This is a genomic window from Bartonella doshiae NCTC 12862 = ATCC 700133, from assembly GCF_000278155.1.
Lineage (GTDB): Bacteria > Pseudomonadota > Alphaproteobacteria > Rhizobiales > Rhizobiaceae > Bartonella > Bartonella doshiae.
On the sequence record NZ_JH725094.1, the window covers coordinates 363,201 to 384,248 of the forward strand.

Consider the following 21,048-nt stretch of genomic DNA (forward strand, 5'->3'; position numbering starts at 1 on the left):
CAAAATAGGTTGAAATTATCCCGTCACCTTCTCCTGTTCATTGTGAAAAATGAGCAATATATAGGGTAATTTTAAAATTTCGATGATATTTCTTAACCTACGATAATGTAGAGTATCTGCTCTCTCATTAAAGACTGAGAATGTTACCCAATCTATGCGTATTATTGAACTATACATCCTAAAGCGTATTTTCATCCTATTCAGTGCTACAATGCTTGCGGTAGTCAGTATGAGTTGGATAGTGCAAATCCTAGCACGAATTAACTTTTTAACAACAAGTGAACAAACATTTCTTACAATCTTGCAGTTTTCGCTCTCATTAATTCCTTCTATCATTTTTCTTGTCATGCCATTTGCATTAGTAATTGCAATTACAATCACCCTTTCAGCAATGAATCAAGATGCAGAAATTATTACCATAAGCGCTGTTGGTTTTCCAAAAAATACTGTTTGGAGACCAATTCTTCTTCTCGCTATTCTTGCATCATGTGTATCTATTTTGATAGCCAATTTTGTCGTTCCTCAAACACGTTTTCATATGCAACAACTGCTAGCAAATGCACATTTTAATCCTATTGATCTTTTCATACGTGAAGGTGGCTTTCAAAAACTTACAGACAACTTTTATATAGAAATTGGTGAACAAAAACCAAATGGAACCCTTGGGAGTCTTTTCATTGTTGACCAACGTGATCCCAAAATTGGCCTTTCTTATTATGCAACAGAAGCATCCATTATTAAAAATAAAGATGGCAAATTTTTATTAATTCTCAACAATGGTGAAATAGAAAGAAAAAATCATCAAAATGACAATGTTTCAATTGTTCAATTTAGCTCATATACCTTTAGTTTAGACGAATTTATCTCCAATGAGAAAACGCCCATTTTTTATCCCAAAGATAGACCTCTTTCTTATTTATTAAATCCTGACCCACAAGATCCATACTATCAACACAAACCACTCCACTATAGAGTTGAACTTCACTGCAGGCTGACAGAATGGCTCTATCCTATTGTTTTTTCATTAATTGCAATAGCGGCAGCAGGAAATGCACGCTCATATCGACAAGCACGTAAATCTACCAACTTTTCTGCAATTGCTTTTTCTTTTCTGATCTATTGGATAGCGCATTTTTTCACTGAAAAAGCAAAAAATGATCTTGCATATGTTCCTCTCCTTTATATCACACCGATAGGAATAAGTATATTCATATGCTTTATGCTCTTGGCAAACTGTAAACTCTCTATCCCCGCAAAACTTGATAACGTTATTCGAAGAATTTTTCAAAAAGTAAGAGATAAATTTAAACATAAAAAATCTCAATATCCATCGGGTGAAAAATCATGATTGGCTGGACACTTGGACGCTATTTTTTTATACGTTATCTTAAAACAACTTGTTATTTTTTTGGGGGTATTCTTGTTCTTGCTCTTTTAATCGACTTTACAGAAAACATTGGTCGATTAGCCAACATTTCTCATTATTCGGCAAAAGATGCATTTCTTATTTCTGTTTTTCGCATCCCTTTTATTATGCAACAACTTATCCCCTTTATTGCTCTTTTTTCTGCAATGACAGTGCTTATTTCGTTGAATAAAAAATTTGAGCTCGTTGTAACACGTTCAAGCGGCATTTCTGCATGGCAATTTCTTATGCCCGCTTGTTTAGGAGCTTTTCTCTTTGGCTTATTTGCACTTTTTCTTATTAACCCACTTGCAGCATGGGGATTTTCCAAAGTAGAAAAAATGATGACAGAATGGCGCAGTCATAATGCACTCACATCTCCTAAAAACCCGCCTGTCCTATGGTTAACACAGCACATACATTCAGAGAGAACAACTATTGGAGCTCAATCCATCACTGATCACGGTCGCTCTCTCATCGAAGCGACCTTTGTACAATATAACGATAATGCAACAATTAAAAATTGGATTCACAGCAAAAAAGCAACCTTAACAAACGGTACTTGGCTCTTAACAAACGGAACAATCTATAAAATAGGACATCCTCCTGAAAAGTTTGCTGAGCTTCAGATAAAAACCAATCTAAAGCCTGAGTTTTTAACTGAACGTCTAGTGAATCCCATAACTATCCCCTTTTACCAATTGCCTACAAAAATTATGGTTGCGCGCTCATTTGGCTATTCTACCAATAATTTTGATATGTATTTACAATCTCTCATTGCATTACCAGCATTGCTCGTGGCAATGACACTTATTGCAGCAACTGTATCTTTAAATTTTACACGCTTTGGACAATCTAAAATCTTAATTCTTGGTGGTATAATCGCTGGCTTCATGCTTTATGTTATTTCTGCACTCGTTCAATCTTTTGGTAAAGCTGGGTATATTCCACCAGTTATTGCAGCTTGGACACCTGTTGTTATTGCATTATTTTTAGGAATCTCTTTTCTACTTCATAAAGAGGACGGCTAAGTGGAATCATTAACACGTAAGAGGATAATTATACAAAAACTAAATGCTTTTTCTTTAAAGAGTGTTATGGGCTTTATCTTAGGTATACCTTTACCCTGTTATGTGCTTGCACAACCTTCTACTCCCTCCCTTATTCAAAATTATATTCCAAACTCGGAAGGTTTTCTCTCACTCTCTGCGAATGAGCTCATCTACAATCGTGATACAAATACTGTCTCTGCACAAGGTAATGTTCAAATTGAATATGATAATAATAAAGTCCTTGCCCAAAAAATCACTTACAACCACAAAACAGGACGGATCACAGCACAAGAAAACGTCGTGATTATTCAAAAAGATGGAAATAAAATTTATTCCAATCAAATTGATATAACTAAAGATTTTGGCGAAGGATTCGTCAATGCCTTACGCATCGACACAGCCAATAATATTCATTTTGTAGCAGACAATGCTACACGTCGCAATCGCCAAATGACAATTTTCAATAATGCTACCTATACAGCATGTGAACCTTGCTCTTATATACAAGATCAAAAAGTCTTATGGAAAATTAGAGCAAGGAAGATCATATGGAATCATACCATCAAAAAAATTCGATTTGAAAATAGCCGTTTTGAAATTTTTGGTGTACCGATTGTGCAATTTCCAACTTTTGAGCTCTATGATCCAACTGTAAAGCGTGCTAGCGGTCTCATTACCCCTCATTTTTTTTATGCTGATTATCTCGGTATGGGCATAAAAAATTCTTACTTCTGGAATCTTGCTCCCCATTATGATTTTACACTTTCTTCTACCATCTATACCCAACAAGGATTTTTAACGGAAGGAGAATGGCGTCAACGTTTTAAAACTGGCAATTATAATATTCGCTTTGCTCATATATACCAAATGCAACCACATAACTTTGATAGTGATACAATTGATGCACAGAACACAAACCGTTATATGTTAGCAACAAAAGGCAATTTTCATCTTAATTCACGCTGGACTTATGGATGGGATATTTTTGCACAGTCCGATAAACATTTCAGTCGCACCTATAAAATTGAAAACTATAATAATCCTACACAACTTTCTCAGCTTTATTTGAGTGGTCTTACAGGTAAAAATCATTTTGATATGCGCTTTTATCATTTCACGGTTCAAGATTTTATTTTGAGTGATCCCTCTCATGAACACCTCTCTCAACAAGCATGGATTCTCCCCCGCATTGATTATTCTTTTACACCAGATCAATCCATTTATACTGGAGAACTCACCTTTCATAGTAATGTGCAATCAATTTATCGTCGTCATACTGACTTCAGTTCTACTGACTGGAACGGTCATCCACTTAACACTACAAGGATTTCTGGTATTGCTGGAAATAGCTTTCGTTTAACAAACGAATTAAAATGGAAAAAGCGCCTCATCACATACAATGGCCTCATATTAACTCCTATCCTTACTTTACGTGCTGATATCATCACAACAAATACGCATGAAGACCATGTTGTTCCTATCAAAAATGATTCCTTATCAACACTTCGTGACTCCACAATCCGTAGTATGGCAACCGCTGGTTTGGAAGTACGCTATCCTTTCCTTATTGCATTTGGAAAATCTACACATATTATAGAACCAACCGCACAAATTTTCATACGCAATAATGAACAATATATTGGACAAATCCCCAATGAAGATGCGCAAAGCTTTGTGTTCGATGCAACCACACTCTTTCAACGTGATAAATTCTCTGGTTATGACCGTATAGAAGGTGGAACAAGAGCCAATGTAGGCTTTAGATATTTCGGAAATTTTAACAATGACTGGTCTCTGTATGCCCTTGTTGGACAATCTTTTCATCTAGCAGGGAAAAATTCTTTTGCAGAAAAAGATTTTGTTCACGTAGGCGATCATTCTAGCCTAGAAGAAACACGTTCTGATTATGTTGCAATGTTTAGCGCAAATCACACAAGTGGTCTTTCCTTAGAAATGCGTGGACGTTTTGATAAAAAAACAGGGGAAATTCGCCGAAGTGAAGTTGAAGCAGTGCAAAAATGGCAAAATTTTTGGGCAGCTGTACAATACACCTATATCGCAGGACAACCAGATTATGAATATACACAAGATCGCAAAGAAATTTCTTTTCAAACTGGCATTAAATTAGCTCACTTTTGGTCTCTTAACAGCTACGCCGGTTATGATTTAGTATCCAGCTCCTTCGTAAAACGGGGTATCAGTTTGCATTACACAGATGAATGTTTCGGACTTACATTTGGTTATCAACAGGTAATTAATCCAGGAAAAGAAAAACCTTTGCATAATTTTAACTTCTCTCTTTCATTACATACAATTTCAGATATCAGAAAAAAGATAAAATCAGATTGGTAAAGAGAACGTATAAAGAGTTCAACTTATCATTGTTTTTATAAAAAAAAACGTATATTTTAAGCAGGTGATGGAAATTAATAAAAAATGCAAAGGCTTACTTATATGAATAAATTTAAAAAGCGTGCTCTTGCTTTATTTTGTATTTCTACTTTAAGCATAAACAACCCACTGATCAGTGAATTATTAATTCCACCAGCCTTCGCGCAAACCGTTATTGTTGCCACAGTTAATGGCACCCCTATCACAAATTACGATATTCAAAGACGCATTGCTTTTCTTCGATTACAAAAAAAACAAGGAGATCTCCCTGCGCAAGCTAAAAGCGAGCTAATTGATGAAGTCCTTAAGAATACAGAAGTAAAACGCCGTAATATCGAGGTGAGTGATAATGAAGTTGAAAGTGCTTTTGAAAATTTTGCGGCACAAAATAATATGTCCATTGATCAACTCAATCAGATTTTGATTCAAAGTGATATTACAGTACAACACTTTAAAGATTACATTCGTGGACAAATCGGCTGGGGACGTCTTGTTAATGCGCGCTATCAATCTGAAACTGGTATGATTACCGAACAGGAAGCTGTGCGCAGAATATTAAAAAATGGTGGTGTCAAACCTTCAACCAATGAATATACACTTCAGAGAATTATTTTTGTCATTCCTTCGCATCGTCGTTCAGAAATCCTTAAACGTCGCCAAAAGGAAGCTAACAATTTCCGTGCACATTTCCAAGGATGTGCAAATACCCAAGAACAAGCAAAAGGTATTATAGACGTTACTGTTCGTAATATAGGAAAATTCCTAGAACCACAGCTTCCTAGAGAATGGGAACAAGCTATCCGTGCAACACCTGTTGGAAAAATGACTCAGTTTCAAGAAACATCGCATGGAATCGAAGCACTTGCTGTCTGCAAAATAAGAAGAGTGTCTGATGATCATGTCGCTCAACTCATATTTTCCATTCAAGACAATCAACAAAAAGGCCCAAAAGAACTTGAAAAATTAAGCGAAAAATATTTGGGAGAATTACGGCAAATGGCGCGTATTGAATAATTCATAATGGTTGCGCTTGTTGTTAGCAGTGGTGATCCTGCTGGAATTGGTCCCGAAATAGCTTTAAAAGCGTGGAGTTTACGTATTACACGCCAAATTCCACCATTTGCTCTTCTTGCTGATCCTGAGGTTATTCGTTCACGTGCTCATTTTTTACAGATCAATGTTGAAATAGAAACTGTTTTTACAAATGATCTTGTGAAAAACTTCCAAGCTGCTCTTCCTGTAATACCTTTAAGAAACCGGCAAAGCGATCGATTGGGAGTACCTTCATGCAACAATGTTGCTGGAATAATAGAAGCGATCAAACGTGGGGTTCAATTGGTTCAAAGTAACCATGCGTGTGCACTTGTTACTTGCCCTATTGCAAAAAAAAGTCTTTATGATGCGGGTTTTAGATTTCCTGGACATACGGAGTTTTTAGCCGATTTAGCACATAAAACTTCTAATAAACATTATCATCCGGTTATGATGTTGTCTGGTCCTCGATTGAAAACAGTACCAATTACTCTGCATATTCCATTCAATGAAGTTTCCTCACGCCTCAACCAACATTTAATCATTCAAACGGTATTAATTACTGAAAGCGACTTAAGAACACGATTTAAAATAACTTCTCCTCGTCTCGCTATTGCTGGCCTTAATCCTCATGCTGGAGAAGAAGGTGCAATGGGTAAAGAAGATATTGAAATTATCATTCCTGCTGTTGAATACCTTAAAAATAAAGGACTCAATATTGTAGGCCCACTGCCTGCCGATACAATGTTCCATGAAAGAGCAAGACAAACATATGATGTTGCCCTTTGCATGTATCACGACCAAGCCCTTATTCCCGTTAAGACATTGGACTTTGACACCACTGTCAATATCACTTTAGGACTCCCCTTTATTCGTACTTCTCCAGACCATGGAACGGCTTTTGATATTGCAAATAAAGGAATAGCCTCTCCTGAAAGCTTTATTGCTGCTCTTAAAGTTGCAAGTCAACTTGCGGAAAATAGTTTGATACCATGCCAATAGATAATCTTCCTCCTCTGCGTGAGGTAATTGATATATATGGATTGCAAGCACATAAATCCTTGGGCCAAAATTTTCTTTTTGATCTTAACTTGACATCTAAGATTGCTCATCAAGCAGGAAATATAGAAGGAAAACCTGTTATTGAAGTTGGTCCTGGTCCTGGAGGACTTACACGCGCCTTGCTTGCAAAAGGTGCTATTGTAACAGCAATAGAGCGTGATGAACGCTGTATACCAGCTCTCTTAGAGATAGAAAAACACTACCCAAAAAGATTAAAGCTTATCTGTAACGACGCACTGAAACAAGACTTTTCAAGACTTTTTGAAAAATCCCCTGAAAAACCACGTATCATTGCAAATCTTCCCTATAACATTGGAACACAACTCTTATTAAATTGGTTGTTGGTTGAACCATGGCCTCCTTTTTATGAATCAATGACACTGATGTTTCAACGTGAAGTTGCCAAACGTATTACCGCTATGCCTCAATCTTCTCACTATGGGCGTCTTAGTGTTTTAACTGGGTGGCGTACCACTGCAAAAATTGCTTTTGATGTACCTCCTCAAGCCTTTATACCAGCACCTAAAGTAAATTCTTCCGTTGTTCATATCGTTCCGCGCACACAACCTCTTACCTGTTCTGCACAAAAATTAAGCCTTGTTACAAAAACCGCTTTTGGACAAAGGCGAAAAATGTTGCGTCAAAATCTCAAAACTCTTGGAGGTGAAGTACTTTTAGAAAAAGCTGGAATTGATGGAACACGCCGTGCTGAAACACTCTCAATTTGTGAATTTGTGAATTTAGCTAATTTAGTGATCTAAAAACGCACCTTTTACTTATTGTTCATTTTTAAAATAATAAGACTATTAATCAATTTTTTCAGCAATAAGTCCATCAATAAAAGATTCAAGAAAAGAATAGCGCTCGCGCTTTACTGTCTCTGCTAAATAAATCGATTTAATAAGCGAAATAGATTGATCTAAATCTTCATTAATAACAACATAATCATAAGAACGCCAATGCAACATTTCCGTTCGTGCATTCTTCAATCTTAAATTGATGATATTCTGATTATCTTCTGCTCGACGGTGTAAACGTGCAAAAAGCTCTTCCATTGATGGTGGAAGAATGAAAACAGATACAGTATCCCCTGGCATCTTTTGTTGAAGCTGCTCAGTACCTTGGTAATCAATATCAAATAACATATCTCGACCAGCACTCAACGCACTTTCAACAGTTTCACGTAAAGTTCCGTAATAATTTCCATGAACCTCCGCCCATTCAATAAATTCATCTCTATTACGTTTACGTTCAAACTCTTCCTTTGAAATAAAATGATAATGAAGACCATCCACCTCACTAGAACGTTTTTGACGTGTCGTCATACTTACAGAAAGCTCTAATTGTCCATCTTTTAAAAGTAATCGAGAAAGAGTTGATTTACCAGCCCCTGAAGGTGAAGAGAGAATAAATAAAAAACCGCGACGTCGCTCTATTTTCTCTTTGCTAAATTCATTCTCAAAAAATGTCATCATACCACTTTGCTTTTTCCTAAACTATTGCATCAAAACTTTACTAATACATTTCCATATTTTACAAAAATTAATGCGTAGCCTTTAATGCACGCCACTTGCGGACATTTATATTATGCTCGTCCAAAGTTCTCGAAAAAACATGCCCTCCTGAACCATCAGCAACAAAATAAAGTACATCACTTTTTGGTGAATGTGCCACCGCTTTCAAAGAATCTCGCCCTGGATTAGCAATAGCTGTTGGAGGTAGACCATCAATTTTATAAGTATTATATGGCGTTACCTTCTCAAGATCTGAACGGTAAATTGCACGACCAGCAGGTTTTCCTTTTCCACCAAAGAGACCATAAATCACCGTCGGATCAGATTGAAGACGCATGCGTTTTGCAAGACGGTTATAAAACACCGCAGCAACTTGATATTTCTCATCTGCAATCCCTGTCTCTTTCTCAACAATCGATGCCAATATCACAAATTCTTCAATGGACTTGATCGGTAAATCAGGCGAACGTGTGGCCCATATTTCATTAATTAATTTTGTCTGCCCCTCACGCAACCTCTTTATAATTTCTTTACGTGTGGTCCCTCGAATAAAATGAACCGTATCTGTCATCAAACTTCCCTCTGGAGGCAAAACTTCCGGAAGATTTCCAATCAAAATTTCATTAGCAGCTAACCGATCAAAAACTTGTTGAACTGTCAAACCTTCTGGCACTGTAAATGCGTGTTCAATAGATTTACCTTTTACGAGAATATCCATAATATCCTGCATCGATGCATATGCTGGAATTAAATATTCACCAGCTTTAAGACGTGTTGTTTTTTGATGATAACCAACCCCATAAACAAAAATATCCGATGATCGAACAAGACCGCGTTTTTCGAGTAATGAAGCAATTTCGCGAATCCCTGTTCCGGGGGAAATAAGAACAATCTGTTCTTCTTCAGCTGTTCCTTTGCCTTCAAAAATAGTCTTTCCAATATAAAGAGGAATACTTATTGCCAAAATAACGACCACAATCAGCATCAACAAAAAATGACCGAAAATGACTAGCGGATTACGTACAATATACGAATTCTTTTGTTTCTGATGTGCAAATATGCCCTTACCGTCTGTTAAATGATTCGAAGAGGAATCATTTATGTCCTTTATCGGCCTTTCATCTTTTACATTGGACATAACTCTCTCTCAGCCTCAACAACTTTTAAGTACTATAACTACAATCTCTCACTTAAATTCCATAATAAATAAAAAAGAAGAAAACCTGAGGTCAGAAAAAATAAGTAAAAACGTTTACTACTTTCCAACAAAGCGTCGAATAACTAAAGATGCATTTGTTCCCCCAAATCCAAAAGAATTAGAAAGAACCGTATTAATTGTTCGTTCGCGCGGTTTATGTGGAACAAGATCAATTTTCGTTTCAATTGATGGATTGTCAAGATTGAGTGTTGCTGGAGCAATATTATCTCGTATAGCTAAAATACAAAAAATAGCCTCCGCTGCACCAGCTGCACCAAGTAAATGTCCAATAGATGACTTTGTTGATGACATTGATACTTGTGGTGCATAATACCCTAAAACACGCTCAACAGCTGACAACTCTATAACATCAGCCATCGTTGATGTTCCGTGGGCGTTAATGTAATCAAGTTCACTTACATCCACTTGTGCACGCTCGAGAGCAGCCTTCATACTGCGCTGCGCACCTTCACCACTCTCTGAAGGTGCTGTAATGTGATAAGCATCGCCGGATAAACCATAACCAATAATCTCAGCATAAATATGAGCACCCCGTTTTTTTGCGTGTTCAAGCTCTTCTAAAACGACAATCGCAGCTCCCTCTCCCATAACAAAACCATCACGATCAGCATCATAAGGACGTGATGCCCGTTCAGGATCATCGTTACGGCCAGTAGAAAGAGCTCTACAAGCAGAAAAGCCAGCAAGAGATATCCTATTTATCGGGGATTCAGTTCCCCCCGCCGCTATTACATCTGCATCACCGAACGCAATCAAACGCGCCGCATCACCAATTGCATGCGCCCCTGTCGAACAAGCCGTTACAACCGAATGATTAGGACCACGTAAGCCATATTTGATAGATACATAGCCAGAAGCAAGATTAATCAAACGTCCTGGAATAAAAAAAGGAGAAACGCGCCGTGGACCTTTATCGCGAAGCGTATAACCGGCCTCAACAATGCCTTCAATACCCCCAATACCTGAACCAATTAATACACCTGTACGAATCTGATCTTCATCATTCTTAGGAAACCACTCAGCATCAGCAAATGCTTGATCAGCAGCAGCGATTGCATAAACAATAAACCCATCAACCTTACGCTGCTCTTTGGGTTCCATATGTAAATCAGCATTATAGGTACCATCTGTCCCATCTCCCAAAGGAATACGCGCAGCAATCTGACACGGCAAATCAGACACATCAAATTCAGTAATACGCCGAACACCACTTTTCCCAGCAAGAAGTCGCTTCCAACTATTTTCGACATCACCCGCTAATGGAGATACCAATCCTAAACCAGTAACAACAACACGTCTCATACTTCCAACCCTGAATCGAGAATTCACCTCTTAAAGATTCATTCCCGAAATAATCCCCAAAGAATACAGGCAAAAGCATCTTATGCTTTTGCCTTTTAGTAATTAGTAATCACGCAGAAGCTTTATTGATAAACTTTACTGCATCATCAACTGTAAAAATTGTTTCAGCAGCCTCATCTGGGATTTCTACACCAAACTCTTCTTCAAAAGCCATAACGAGCTCAACCGTATCAAGGCTATCTGCTCCTAGATCGTCGATAAAGCTTGCATTTGCTACTACTTTATCTGCATCAACTCCAAGATGCTCCACGATAATTTTCTTAACACGCTCTTCTGTATCACTCATGTTGAAATCCTCGAATTTATATTATTTTCTCACAATTTGGTTAGCTACATCAGACTATCTAATCAAGCAATAGATGCATTATTCTAAAGATTTTAGCGACAATTTAAAATATCCTGTGGATATCCCTTATAAAATGAACCACTCTAACATTCCGATATAACATAAACTGATTAACTACCATGTTAAAGAACCGGATATATTTTTCCGTTTCATTTTTTACTATCTAAAATAATACGGCTTATAAATCAACGTGGAATAAAGCAAATACTCATATCATTGCCATCCCACCATTGATATGAAGTGTTTGACCCGTCACATATGCTGCTTCATCGCTCGCTAAATAAGCAGCAGCAAAAGCTATTTCTTTCCCCATTCCCATACGCCTCATTGGAATCGCCGCCATAATGATTTCTTTTTGCTTTTCATTCAGCTTATCCGTCATCGCAGACTTGATGAATCCTGGAGCAATACAATTAACCGTGATGTTTCGTGAGGCAATTTCTTGTGCTAATGATTTAGAAAAACCTATTAAACCAGCTTTTGCAGCACAATAATTGGTTTGCCCAGGATTTCCAACCACACCAACAATAGATGTTATGTTAATAATCCGTCCATAACGACGCCGCATCATAAAATGTATCAATTCACGTGTCAAAGTAAAAGCAGCCGTTAGGTTGACCGCTAAGACATCATCCCAATCTTGATCCTGCATACGCACAAAAAGGCCATCTCGCGTGATGCCCGCATTGTTCACTAAAATATCGACACCATCCATCTCTTTTTCCGCTGTTTCAGCTAATTGCTTAACGGATTTACGCTCAGAAAGATTCGCGGGGAATATAAAAATATTTTGTCCTAAATCGGCAGCAATTTCTTTAAGCCTGTCCTCACGCGTTCCATGGAGCCCAACAATTGCTCCTTGCGTATGGAAGCAACGCGCAATTTCCTCACCAATTCCTCCCGATGCTCCCGTTACAAGAACTTTACGACCTGTTAATTTAAACATTTTCCAGACTCCTTAAAGATTAAACGCCAAGTGTCCATAGCGCTGTTTCTATTTCCTCAGCTGTACCAATTGTTAATCCCCTTATATCTTTATTAATACGGCGCGCTAAACCTGTTAATATCTTTCCAGAACCAATTTCAAAAAGTGTATCAACCCCATTGGCACCGATCCACTCTATCGTTTCACGCCATCGCACTCTCTCCGTCACTTGATGAACAAGAAGCGCAATAATACGCTCTGGATCACTCTCTGGTGCAACAGAAACGTTTGCTATGAGAGGAACAACAGGAGTCGTCTTGTTAACAGTTGAAAGCGCTTTCTTCATAGTATCAGCCGCAGGCTGCATCAAACTCGAATGGAAAGGCGCAGAAACTGGAAGAAGAAGAGCACGTTTAGCACCTGTCTTTGATGCGATCTCTACCGCTGTCTCAACAGCCTTTGCTTTGCCTGAAATAACAATTTGCCCACCACCATTATCATTAGCAATCTGACATAACCCTTCCCCAGAAACAACCTGACAAATCTCTTCCACATTTTGCTCATCTAAACCAATAATTGCTGCCATAGATCCTTCACCGACAGCAACAGCAGCTTGCATAGCATTTCCACGAATCCGCAAAAGCCTTGCCGTGTCAGTAAGATTAAATGTACCAGCAGCACAAAGAGCTGAATATTCCCCTAAAGAATGACCTGCAACAAATTTTACTTTTGATGCCATATGAAACCCCAATTGTTCCATTACACGAATAACAGCCATGGATACAGCCATCAATGCAGGTTGCGCATTTGCTGTTAATGTCAAAACATCCACTGGCCCTTCAAAAATAATTTCTGATAATTTCTCACCTAAAGCATCATCCACTTCCTCAAAAACCATCCGCGCTGCAACAAATTGCTCTGCAAGCACTTTGCCCATACCAACAAGCTGACTTCCTTGTCCTGGAAAAGTAAAAGCTGCTACCATCTATCGACTCCTCAATTGTGCAATTCAATTCTTTGCTTTTGATCTCATTCATAAGAATAAATCAAGATTTCATAAGCACAAATCAAGATAAAGTAATTTATTTAGAATGGATATCTCTCTTAAAGTTATACCTTATAGGTGGAATTTGATATAAAAACTTGGGGAAATACGGCGCTATAAACTGAATCACACCCCAACTTATAAAACTGCCTAAAATTGTACCAGCTAAAATATCGAAAGGATAATGTACACCAACAAAAATACGTCCCCAACAGATCAAACATAAAAATACCATTGCAAACTTAGATGCAACTTTATATTGGTAAAAATAAAGGCATGCTGTATACGATGCAATCGTTAAAGCATGATTACTAGGAAAAGAAGCTGTTGCCCGATGCTTAATCAGTGGTGTCGTCAAACCCATAACAAATGGTCGTGGATGAAAGTAAACGAGAGAAATAAGATAGCCTGTAAAAAGAGCTATACAAATGCTCGTACAAATGCTTAGTACGACACGTCGTTCCATATTTCTACCACAAAACCATAGTATACTAAGATGTATGGGAATAATGTAAATCAAAAATTTGGCACAAAAAATACTAAACAAAACTAAAATCGAACATGATTGATGATTCCCTGAAAATATTCCAAAAAGTGCTACATCAATCTGATTAAAAAAATCCATTTGTTTCTCCTTTACCCTTCTTAACAGCTTTATAATCTTGCTTCTGTGTAAAAGCATGAAACGTATAAAAATATATCAAAATTCAATACATCATATTTTTTATGCACATGAGCTTGCTATTTTTAAAGATAAGCTGTAAATGTCAAACATTCGTTGCCGGCACTTTAGCTGGAGGTTGAACGGAGGACTGAAAATGATCAGTAGGAAATGCAATATTTCCGACCTCCCGTGTCTCCGCTCTCGGATGTCTCGAATTGTTAAATGCGTCCTTTCTTCTTTGGATCTCCGAAAAAGACAAGTCGCAGAGGCTTTGCGCTGAAACCGGTAAATTTTAATTGGAGAAAGGCAAAACAATGGCTCTTTATGAACATGTGTTTCTTGCCCGGCAGGATATTGCACCACAGCAAATTGATGAACTTTTGAGTGTCTACAAAGGTGTCATTGAAGCACATGGTGGAAAAGTTGGGCGTGTAGAAAATTGGGGACTGCGTCCTCTTGCTTATCGTATTCGCAAAAACCGTAAGGCTTATTATGTCTTAGTCAATATTGATGCATCAGCTGCAGCAATTGCTGAAGTTGAACGTCAAATGCGCATTAATGAAGATGTTTTGCGTTACATGACTATTCGCGTAGAGACACACGAAAAAGAAAAATCTGCTATGCTTTCACGCCTCGACCGTAATAGTCATATGGGACAAGATGACGAGCGCCTTCGCTCACCACGTCGCCAACGTGAAGATATTATAGAAAAGGAGTAGAATGATGACCGATATGAATCAAGCTGCAACGCGTCGTCCTTTTCATCGTCGTCGTAAAACATGTCCATTCTCAGGTGCTAATGCTCCGAAAATTGATTACAAAGATATTAAGCTGTTACAGCGTTATATTTCAGAACGTGGTAAGATCGTTCCTTCACGGATTACAGCTGTCAGCCAGAAAAAGCAGCGTGAATTGGCTAACGCCATCAAACGTGCCCGTTTTCTCGGTTTACTTCCATATGTTATAAAATAATATCAAATGATACTATACTTCTGGAAAATCTCCTCAGAAGTTTTTCTTATATAGCACAGAGATACGTCTGATTGTATAATGTGCAGGGATTAGTAAAATACCTAAAAGTTGGAGCATTACAATGCCCCTAACTGCGAAAGGCAGGACAGCGATAAATGAAAAACTTTCGTACTTACGAAATAATGACCGGTATTTTAGCGGGGCTTTTTGTTGTCGTCATAGGAATGGCAATTATTAGCGTTGCAAATATTGCACCCTACCTTTCTCTGCTTCTGGGTTGCTTTCTTTCACTTCCTATCTTCATTGTTGCATTTGGGCGTGGAACATTAGCAAGCCTTGTTGCCTTAATAAGTGCTACTGTTGTCCTTTTTATGGTTGCTAATGTATACATTAGTCTTGGATTTATGTTATTATTTTTTCTTCCTGCTGTTTATGCTTCTTGGCTTCTTGGGCTTGCACGGCCAGCACAAAAAGAAAATTCATTGATATGGTATCCGTTATCATCTGTTATTTTTCACTTAACAAACTTTATAGCTCTCCTTTCAACCTTTATTGGACTTTATGTCCAAACACGCCCATCTACACCTATTATAGCAAAAAAAATCACTGAAAATATAGCACAAACTATGCAACAGTCACAATCGATAAAGGAAGTAGATTTACTCGCTTTTAAAGAACTTTTGATGACAAATGCAGCAACTTTAACAGCTATTTCTTTAACTATTTATAGTTTAATCTTTCTCATTGGTAATCTTTATTTTTCTATGATCATAGCACAATATATGAAGTGGTCAAAAAGACCCCGTGAGGATTGGAGCAAAACTCTTCGTATTCCGATTGCTGGAATTGTGATTTTTATCGCTGTTTGCATAACATCAATGATTGAATTGGGTTTTACTCTTAACTTGAGTATGCGTGTCTTTACCTCCGCCTATACTGCTGTCATATCAATCAGTGGTCTAGCATATCTCCATAATATTACAAAAGGGATAAGCGGTCGGGTTATTATACTCTCTCTTGTTTATCTTGCTATTTTAACTGTCGTTTTTGCTCCACCTATTTCTTTCATGATGCTTCTCATGGGGATTTGGGCTGCTATTCAATACAATTTTCAATCATGCAATAAGCCTTAATAATTTATTTGTTCGAAAGGAAAAATTATGGATATTATTCTACTTGAGCGCATTCCCCGTCTTGGCCAGATGGGTGATATTGTCTCGGTTAAAGACGGTTATGCCCGCAACTTTCTTTTGCCTCAAGGCAAAGCTTTACGCGCTAATGAATCTAACAAAAAACACTTTGAAATACAGCGCGCGCAGCTTGAAGCTCGTAATCTTGAACGTAAAAGCGAAGCACAAAAAATTGCAGAACAACTCAATGGTAAATCATTCATTGCCGTTCGTTCAGCTGGTGAAACAGGGCAGCTTTATGGATCTGTATCAACACGTGATATTTCTGAAATTATAACAGATGAAGGCTTTTCTATTGGGCGTAATCAGATTGAACTAAATCACCCAATAAAAACTATCGGCCTCCATACTATCACTCTTAGCCTACACCCTGAAGTTCAAATTTCTGTGATCATTAATGTTGCACGTTCAGCCAGTGAAGCGCAACGCCAAGCAGAAGGTGAAACTCTAACCTCTGCTGAAGCAATATATGATATTCAAGAAGAGTCATTAGAAGCAATTCAGGAAGAACCATTGGCAGAAGAAACGAACGATAACAATGCAAACAGCATTAATAAAGAAGCTTGATTGCTATTTTTATTACCTGTTTTTTATTTTTATTTTTCTATTACTTAACACACTAACACTATATAAAATACTTATCCTAAAAGGCTAAGTATTTTATTGTTATTATCATAAATAACTGCGATCTTATGGAAAAAATTATTAAGTAAAAACACTTTTTACAGTGTTTACTAAACTAGAAACAAAAAAATCTTAAGTACCTACTCTTTAAAAGAGTATGATTTACATAAAGTGATAAATTTATTACATTCTCATATCTCGTTTGTAATAATTCTAAACATAAAGCAAAGTAATTTTAACTATACCTATATTAAAGATCTATCATCACATAACTTCAAAATACTCAAGACATAGCATTGTACTTTTTTAGAATACCAAAAGTGCAATTTGGAAAATTTACAGCTTCTCTAAAAATTTTATATTATAAAAAAATGTAAAGGAATATGTTGTATAGCTGTATATAAGTAATACACAGATGATGAATCAAAAATTGAAGAGGACCTAAAAGTTTGAAAGTATGCTTTTAACTTAATTTAACTTAAAATGAAGATTTTGTCCCCTATCCTTTTGATACACAGTGTGTAATTGATGGGCTAAAGTAGCCAAACGCGAAATTTAGTGGAAAAAAACTGTTATGGAAGAAACCAGCACCGTTAATTTCAGCTCTACATCAAAAGAAGAGTCCCCTTCTTTTCCACAGCTTCCGCATAATATTGAAGCTGAACAGGCATTGCTTGGAGCTCTTCTCATTAATAATGATGCACTTGATCGTGTTTCAGATTTTCTAAAACCAGAACATTTTTTTGAGCCCTTGCATCAAAAAATCTATGATATTTTGTCTCAGCTCATCAAAAGTGGAAAACTTGCAAATCCTGTTACTATCAAGCACTTTATTCCAGCTGAAGAAACGGTTGGAGAAATCACCGTATACAATTACGTTGTTCGTTTAGCCAAAGAAGCAGTAACAATCATTAATGCTGAAGATTATGGAAGAGTCATCTATGACCTTTTTATTCGACGATCTTTGATTAATCTTGGTAATCAAATTGTTAATACAGCTTTTGATGCTCCCATAGATATTACACCATCACAACAAATTGAAACAGTTGAACATCAACTATTTCAATTAGCAGAAAAAGGAAAATACGGGGGTGGATTTGAAAATTTCGATGAAGCCATCAAAAAAGCTATTGATATGGCGAGTGCTGCAAAAAAGCGCTCTTCACACTTATCAGGAATAGCTACCCATATTAAAACACTTGATGAAAAAATGGGCGGATTACAAAAATCTGACTTAATTATTCTCGCTGGACGCCCTGGTATGGGAAAAACCGCGCTTGCTACCAATATTGCCTTTAATATTGCTAACGCTTGCAATCGTGACGGAAAAACACAAGAAAATGAGGGAGGCATTGTTGGATTTTTCTCACTGGAAATGTCATCAGAACAACTTGCAACCCGTATTATCTCTGAACAAACAGAGGTCTCTTCTTCTGATATTCGTCGTGGCAATATTTCAGAAGAGCAATTTTCAAAAATAATCCGTGCAATGAATCGTCTACAAAAAGCGCCACTTTATATCGACCAAACTGGTGGTATATCAATCACCCAATTAGCAGCACGCGCTCGGCGTCTAAAACGACAGCATGGTTTAGATGTCTTGATTATTGACTACATCCAGTTAATGACCAGCAATTCAAGGCGTTCATCTGAAAACCGTGTTCAAGAAATTACAGAAATTACCACAGGGTTAAAAGCATTAGCTAAAGAACTGAATATTCCTATTATTGCACTTTCACAGCTTTCACGCCAAGTCGAAAATCGAACAGACAAACGACCACAACTTTCAGATTTACGAGAATCTGGTTCAATTGAGCAAGACGCCGACATCGTTCTTTTTGTATACCGTGAAGAATATTACCTTAAAAATGAACAACCAAAGGAAGGGAGTCCTGAACATGTGAAATGGCAAGACGCAATGGACGAAGTTACAGGAAAAGCTGACGTTATTGTCGCAAAACAACGCCACGGACCAACAGGAACCATTCATCTCGCCTTTCAGTCTGATTTCACACGCTTCAGTGATCTGGCAGACAGTAACTATCTTCCAGAACAAATTGGTTAAATCATCATGGCACGCAACCGTATACAATTTATCTGCCAAAATTGCGGAACTGTCTATACGCGTTGGGCTGGAAAATGTAGCTCGTGTGGGGAATGGAATTCTCTTGTTGAAGAAAATATGAACAATGGTATTGGTAGTGGTCCTACACAAAGTGCTCGTAAAGGGCGTATTGTTGCACTGACATCTCTTTCTGGAGATCTTAAAGATGCTCCCCGTATCCACTCTGGTATTGCTGAACTTGATCGTGTCACCGGTGGAGGATTTGTACGTGGATCAGCATTACTTGTCGGTGGTGATCCAGGTATTGGAAAATCAACATTGCTGACACAAACAGCAGCCGCCTTATCGCGAAAAGGACATCATGTCATCTATGTTTCAGGTGAAGAGGCTATTGCACAAATCTGCCTTCGTGCACAAAGGCTCGATGCAGCCAATACAGAAGTTAGACTCGCTGCCGAAACTAATGTTGAAGATATTCTTGCAACTTTAAGCGAACATAAAAATCTTGATATGGTTATTATTGATTCCATTCAGACTCTATGGTCAGATACTGCTGATTCAGCACCTGGAACCGTCACTCAAGTGCGCATCGGCGCTCAAGCAATGATCCGCTTTGCTAAAAAAACAGGAGCAGCTGTTGTTCTTGTAGGTCATGTTACAAAAGATGGACAGATTGCTGGCCCTCGTGTTGTAGAACATATGGTTGACGGTGTTCTCTATTTTGAGGGTGAAGGTGGGCATCATTATCGAATCCTGAGAACTGTAAAAAATCGCTTCGGTCCAACGAATGAAATTGGTGTTTTTGAAATGTCTGATAAGGGATTACGGGAAGTGATCAATCCATCAGAACTTTTTTTGGGTGAACGAAATGAAAAAGCACCAGGTGCTGCTGTTTTTGCAGGAATGGAAGGAACGCGCCCAATATTGGTAGAAATTCAAGCACTTGTTGCGCCCTCTTCACTTGGAACACCACGGCGTGCTGTTGTTGGATGGGATGGAAATCGTCTTTCAATGATTCTTGCCGTTTTAGAAGCCCATTGCGGTATTCGTTTCGGACAACATGATGTCTACCTTAACGTTGCTGGTGGATATCGCATATCAGAACCAGCTGCTGATTTAGCTGTTGCGGCAGCTTTAGTATCTTCTCTCACAAACATTCCTCTCCCAACAGATTATGTTTATTTTGGTGAAATTAGTCTGTCAGGAGCTATTCGCACTGTTTCACATTCTGGACAGCGCATCAATGAGGCCAAAAAACTTGGTTTTCAAGGAGCTGTTCAACCCGCAACAACAGCTGAAACGATGAAGTCATCAACTTTTCAACAGAAAACATTCTCTGACCTTCCTGAATTAGTTGCTGCTCTTACTGCAAGTAAAAAACGGTCTATACAACATACCTGATAGTACAGAAAAAACTCTATAAAATACAAAAGATCCTTGCTATAATAATAAAAAATGGCATATCCAGAAACTCCTTTGTATATTAATTTAAAAGAATACAAATTTATTATGTATAAGGAACAAACAAATGATCATAACAGTCCTTGATGGAATTGTCGTAGCAATCATCCTGTTTTCCGCTTTTCTCGCTATGCTTCGAGGATTTTCACGCGAAATTCTCTCGTTGATTTCTTGGGCAATCGCAGCTGTTGCTACACTGTTTTTGTTCAAACCTGTATTGCCTTTCTTTGAGCAATATCTTTCTAATAAAATGATTGCGTTAATTACAACATTAGTAACAATTTTTATTGTTATCTTGATTATTACTTCAATCATTACAATGAAAATTTCTGATTTTATTATTGACAGTCGCATTGGCATCATTGACCGCACTATAGGATTTATTTTTGGAGCACTGCGTGGTTTATTTATTACGGTCATTGGTATATTGCTTCTTAATGCCCTTATTAAACCTGAACTGCAAACTGACTGGTTAAAAAATGCAAGAACAAAGCCTATCTTAGATTCACTTGGCCAAAAAATTTGGGAGATCCTACCTAAAGATCTCAACGCTATTCTTGAAAAAACAGAAAAACTCCTTAAAAGAGATGATGAAAATACACTTCAAGGTGATACAAACAAAAATGACCCGCATTCTCATATAAATGCAATCGAACAAGAAAAAGAACAGTTTGTCATTGAAAGAAAATCTCAATAATATAGAGCATGTGATATTAACC

At 37.6% G+C, this 21,048-nt stretch carries 20 protein-coding genes; 13 read left to right on the forward strand and 7 right to left on the reverse strand.

Annotated elements, in window-relative coordinates; translation table 11 throughout:
- Positions 1-154 precede the first annotated feature (154 nt).
- The 6 genes from MCS_RS01640 to rsmA all read left to right on the forward strand — a co-directional run bounded on the left by MCS_RS01640 (position 155) and on the right by rsmA (position 7,703).
- Positions 155-1,348, forward strand: a complete 1,194-nt coding sequence (locus tag MCS_RS01640; RefSeq protein ID WP_004854793.1) for an LptF/LptG family permease — start codon at positions 155-157, stop codon at positions 1,346-1,348.
- Entirely contained in the window at positions 1,345-2,436 is a 1,092-nt protein-coding gene (lptG, locus tag MCS_RS01645; RefSeq protein ID WP_004854797.1) for an LPS export ABC transporter permease LptG, read from the forward strand. Before MCS_RS01640 ends, lptG begins: the two co-directional genes overlap by 4 nt.
- The gene (locus MCS_RS01650; protein ID WP_004854799.1) at positions 2,437-4,809 is read left to right on the forward strand and encodes an LPS-assembly protein LptD; all 2,373 of its coding nucleotides are present in this window, start codon (positions 2,437-2,439) and stop codon (positions 4,807-4,809) included.
- Between the two features lie 102 nt (positions 4,810-4,911).
- Positions 4,912-5,862: a SurA N-terminal domain-containing protein gene (locus MCS_RS01655; RefSeq protein ID WP_024864245.1), complete on the forward strand. Its 951-nt coding sequence runs from the start codon at positions 4,912-4,914 to the stop codon at positions 5,860-5,862.
- A gap of 6 nt (positions 5,863-5,868) precedes the next feature.
- Positions 5,869-6,882, forward strand: a complete 1,014-nt coding sequence (gene pdxA, locus MCS_RS01660; protein WP_004854803.1) for a 4-hydroxythreonine-4-phosphate dehydrogenase PdxA — start codon at positions 5,869-5,871, stop codon at positions 6,880-6,882.
- A complete protein-coding gene (rsmA, locus tag MCS_RS01665) occupies positions 6,873-7,703 on the forward strand; it encodes a 16S rRNA (adenine(1518)-N(6)/adenine(1519)-N(6))-dimethyltransferase RsmA (RefSeq protein ID WP_004854805.1) in 831 nt (276 codons plus the stop codon). Before pdxA ends, rsmA begins: the two co-directional genes overlap by 10 nt.
- Before the next feature lie 45 nt (positions 7,704-7,748).
- Here rsmA and gmk read toward each other — a convergent pair whose 3' ends face one another.
- The 7 genes from gmk to MCS_RS01700 all read right to left on the reverse strand — a co-directional run bounded on the left by gmk (position 7,749) and on the right by MCS_RS01700 (position 13,978).
- Positions 7,749-8,417, reverse strand: a complete 669-nt coding sequence (gmk, locus tag MCS_RS01670; protein WP_004854807.1) for a guanylate kinase — start codon at positions 8,415-8,417, stop codon at positions 7,749-7,751.
- 67 nt (positions 8,418-8,484) lie between these two features.
- Positions 8,485-9,594: an endolytic transglycosylase MltG gene (gene mltG, locus MCS_RS01675; protein WP_004854808.1), complete on the reverse strand. Its 1,110-nt coding sequence runs from the start codon at positions 9,592-9,594 to the stop codon at positions 8,485-8,487.
- A 117-nt stretch (positions 9,595-9,711) separates the two neighbouring features.
- Positions 9,712-10,977, reverse strand: coding sequence for a beta-ketoacyl-ACP synthase II (fabF, locus tag MCS_RS01680; RefSeq protein ID WP_004854811.1), 1,266 nt, complete (start codon positions 10,975-10,977; stop codon positions 9,712-9,714).
- A gap of 109 nt (positions 10,978-11,086) precedes the next feature.
- Positions 11,087-11,323, reverse strand: a complete 237-nt coding sequence (locus MCS_RS01685) for an acyl carrier protein (protein WP_004854814.1) — start codon at positions 11,321-11,323, stop codon at positions 11,087-11,089.
- A 268-nt stretch (positions 11,324-11,591) separates the two neighbouring features.
- Positions 11,592-12,329 (reverse strand): 3-oxoacyl-[acyl-carrier-protein] reductase, encoded by a 738-nt coding sequence (fabG, locus tag MCS_RS01690; protein ID WP_004854817.1) that lies wholly within the window; start codon positions 12,327-12,329, stop codon positions 11,592-11,594.
- Positions 12,330-12,348: 19 nt separating this feature from the next.
- Positions 12,349-13,293 carry an ACP S-malonyltransferase gene (gene fabD / locus MCS_RS01695; protein WP_004854818.1) on the reverse strand — a complete coding sequence of 315 codons (945 nt, stop codon included), beginning with the start codon at positions 13,291-13,293 and terminating at the stop codon, positions 12,349-12,351.
- 97 nt (positions 13,294-13,390) lie between these two features.
- On the reverse strand, positions 13,391-13,978 hold the full coding sequence (locus MCS_RS01700) for an undecaprenyl-diphosphatase (protein WP_004854820.1): 588 nt from the start codon (positions 13,976-13,978) through the stop codon (positions 13,391-13,393).
- Positions 13,979-14,331: 353 nt separating this feature from the next.
- On the opposite strand from MCS_RS01700, the gene rpsF reads away from it, so the two are divergent.
- The 7 genes from rpsF to MCS_RS01735 all read left to right on the forward strand — a co-directional run bounded on the left by rpsF (position 14,332) and on the right by MCS_RS01735 (position 21,026).
- The gene (gene rpsF / locus MCS_RS01705) at positions 14,332-14,736 is read left to right on the forward strand and encodes a 30S ribosomal protein S6 (RefSeq protein WP_004854822.1); all 405 of its coding nucleotides are present in this window, start codon (positions 14,332-14,334) and stop codon (positions 14,734-14,736) included.
- A 4-nt stretch (positions 14,737-14,740) separates the two neighbouring features.
- A complete protein-coding gene (gene rpsR, locus MCS_RS01710) occupies positions 14,741-14,989 on the forward strand; it encodes a 30S ribosomal protein S18 (RefSeq protein ID WP_004854824.1) in 249 nt (82 codons plus the stop codon).
- A 155-nt stretch (positions 14,990-15,144) separates the two neighbouring features.
- Positions 15,145-16,122: a hypothetical protein gene (locus MCS_RS01715; protein WP_004854825.1), complete on the forward strand. Its 978-nt coding sequence runs from the start codon at positions 15,145-15,147 to the stop codon at positions 16,120-16,122.
- A 27-nt stretch (positions 16,123-16,149) separates the two neighbouring features.
- The gene (rplI, locus tag MCS_RS01720; protein ID WP_004854827.1) at positions 16,150-16,746 is read left to right on the forward strand and encodes a 50S ribosomal protein L9; all 597 of its coding nucleotides are present in this window, start codon (positions 16,150-16,152) and stop codon (positions 16,744-16,746) included.
- Between the two features lie 631 nt (positions 16,747-17,377).
- On the forward strand, positions 17,378-18,868 hold the full coding sequence (locus tag MCS_RS01725; protein ID WP_004854829.1) for a replicative DNA helicase: 1,491 nt from the start codon (positions 17,378-17,380) through the stop codon (positions 18,866-18,868).
- Positions 18,869-18,874: 6 nt separating this feature from the next.
- Positions 18,875-20,269, forward strand: a complete 1,395-nt coding sequence (gene radA, locus MCS_RS01730) for a DNA repair protein RadA (protein ID WP_004854830.1) — start codon at positions 18,875-18,877, stop codon at positions 20,267-20,269.
- A 127-nt stretch (positions 20,270-20,396) separates the two neighbouring features.
- A complete protein-coding gene (locus MCS_RS01735) occupies positions 20,397-21,026 on the forward strand; it encodes a CvpA family protein (RefSeq protein WP_004854831.1) in 630 nt (209 codons plus the stop codon).
- Positions 21,027-21,048 lie beyond the last annotated feature (22 nt).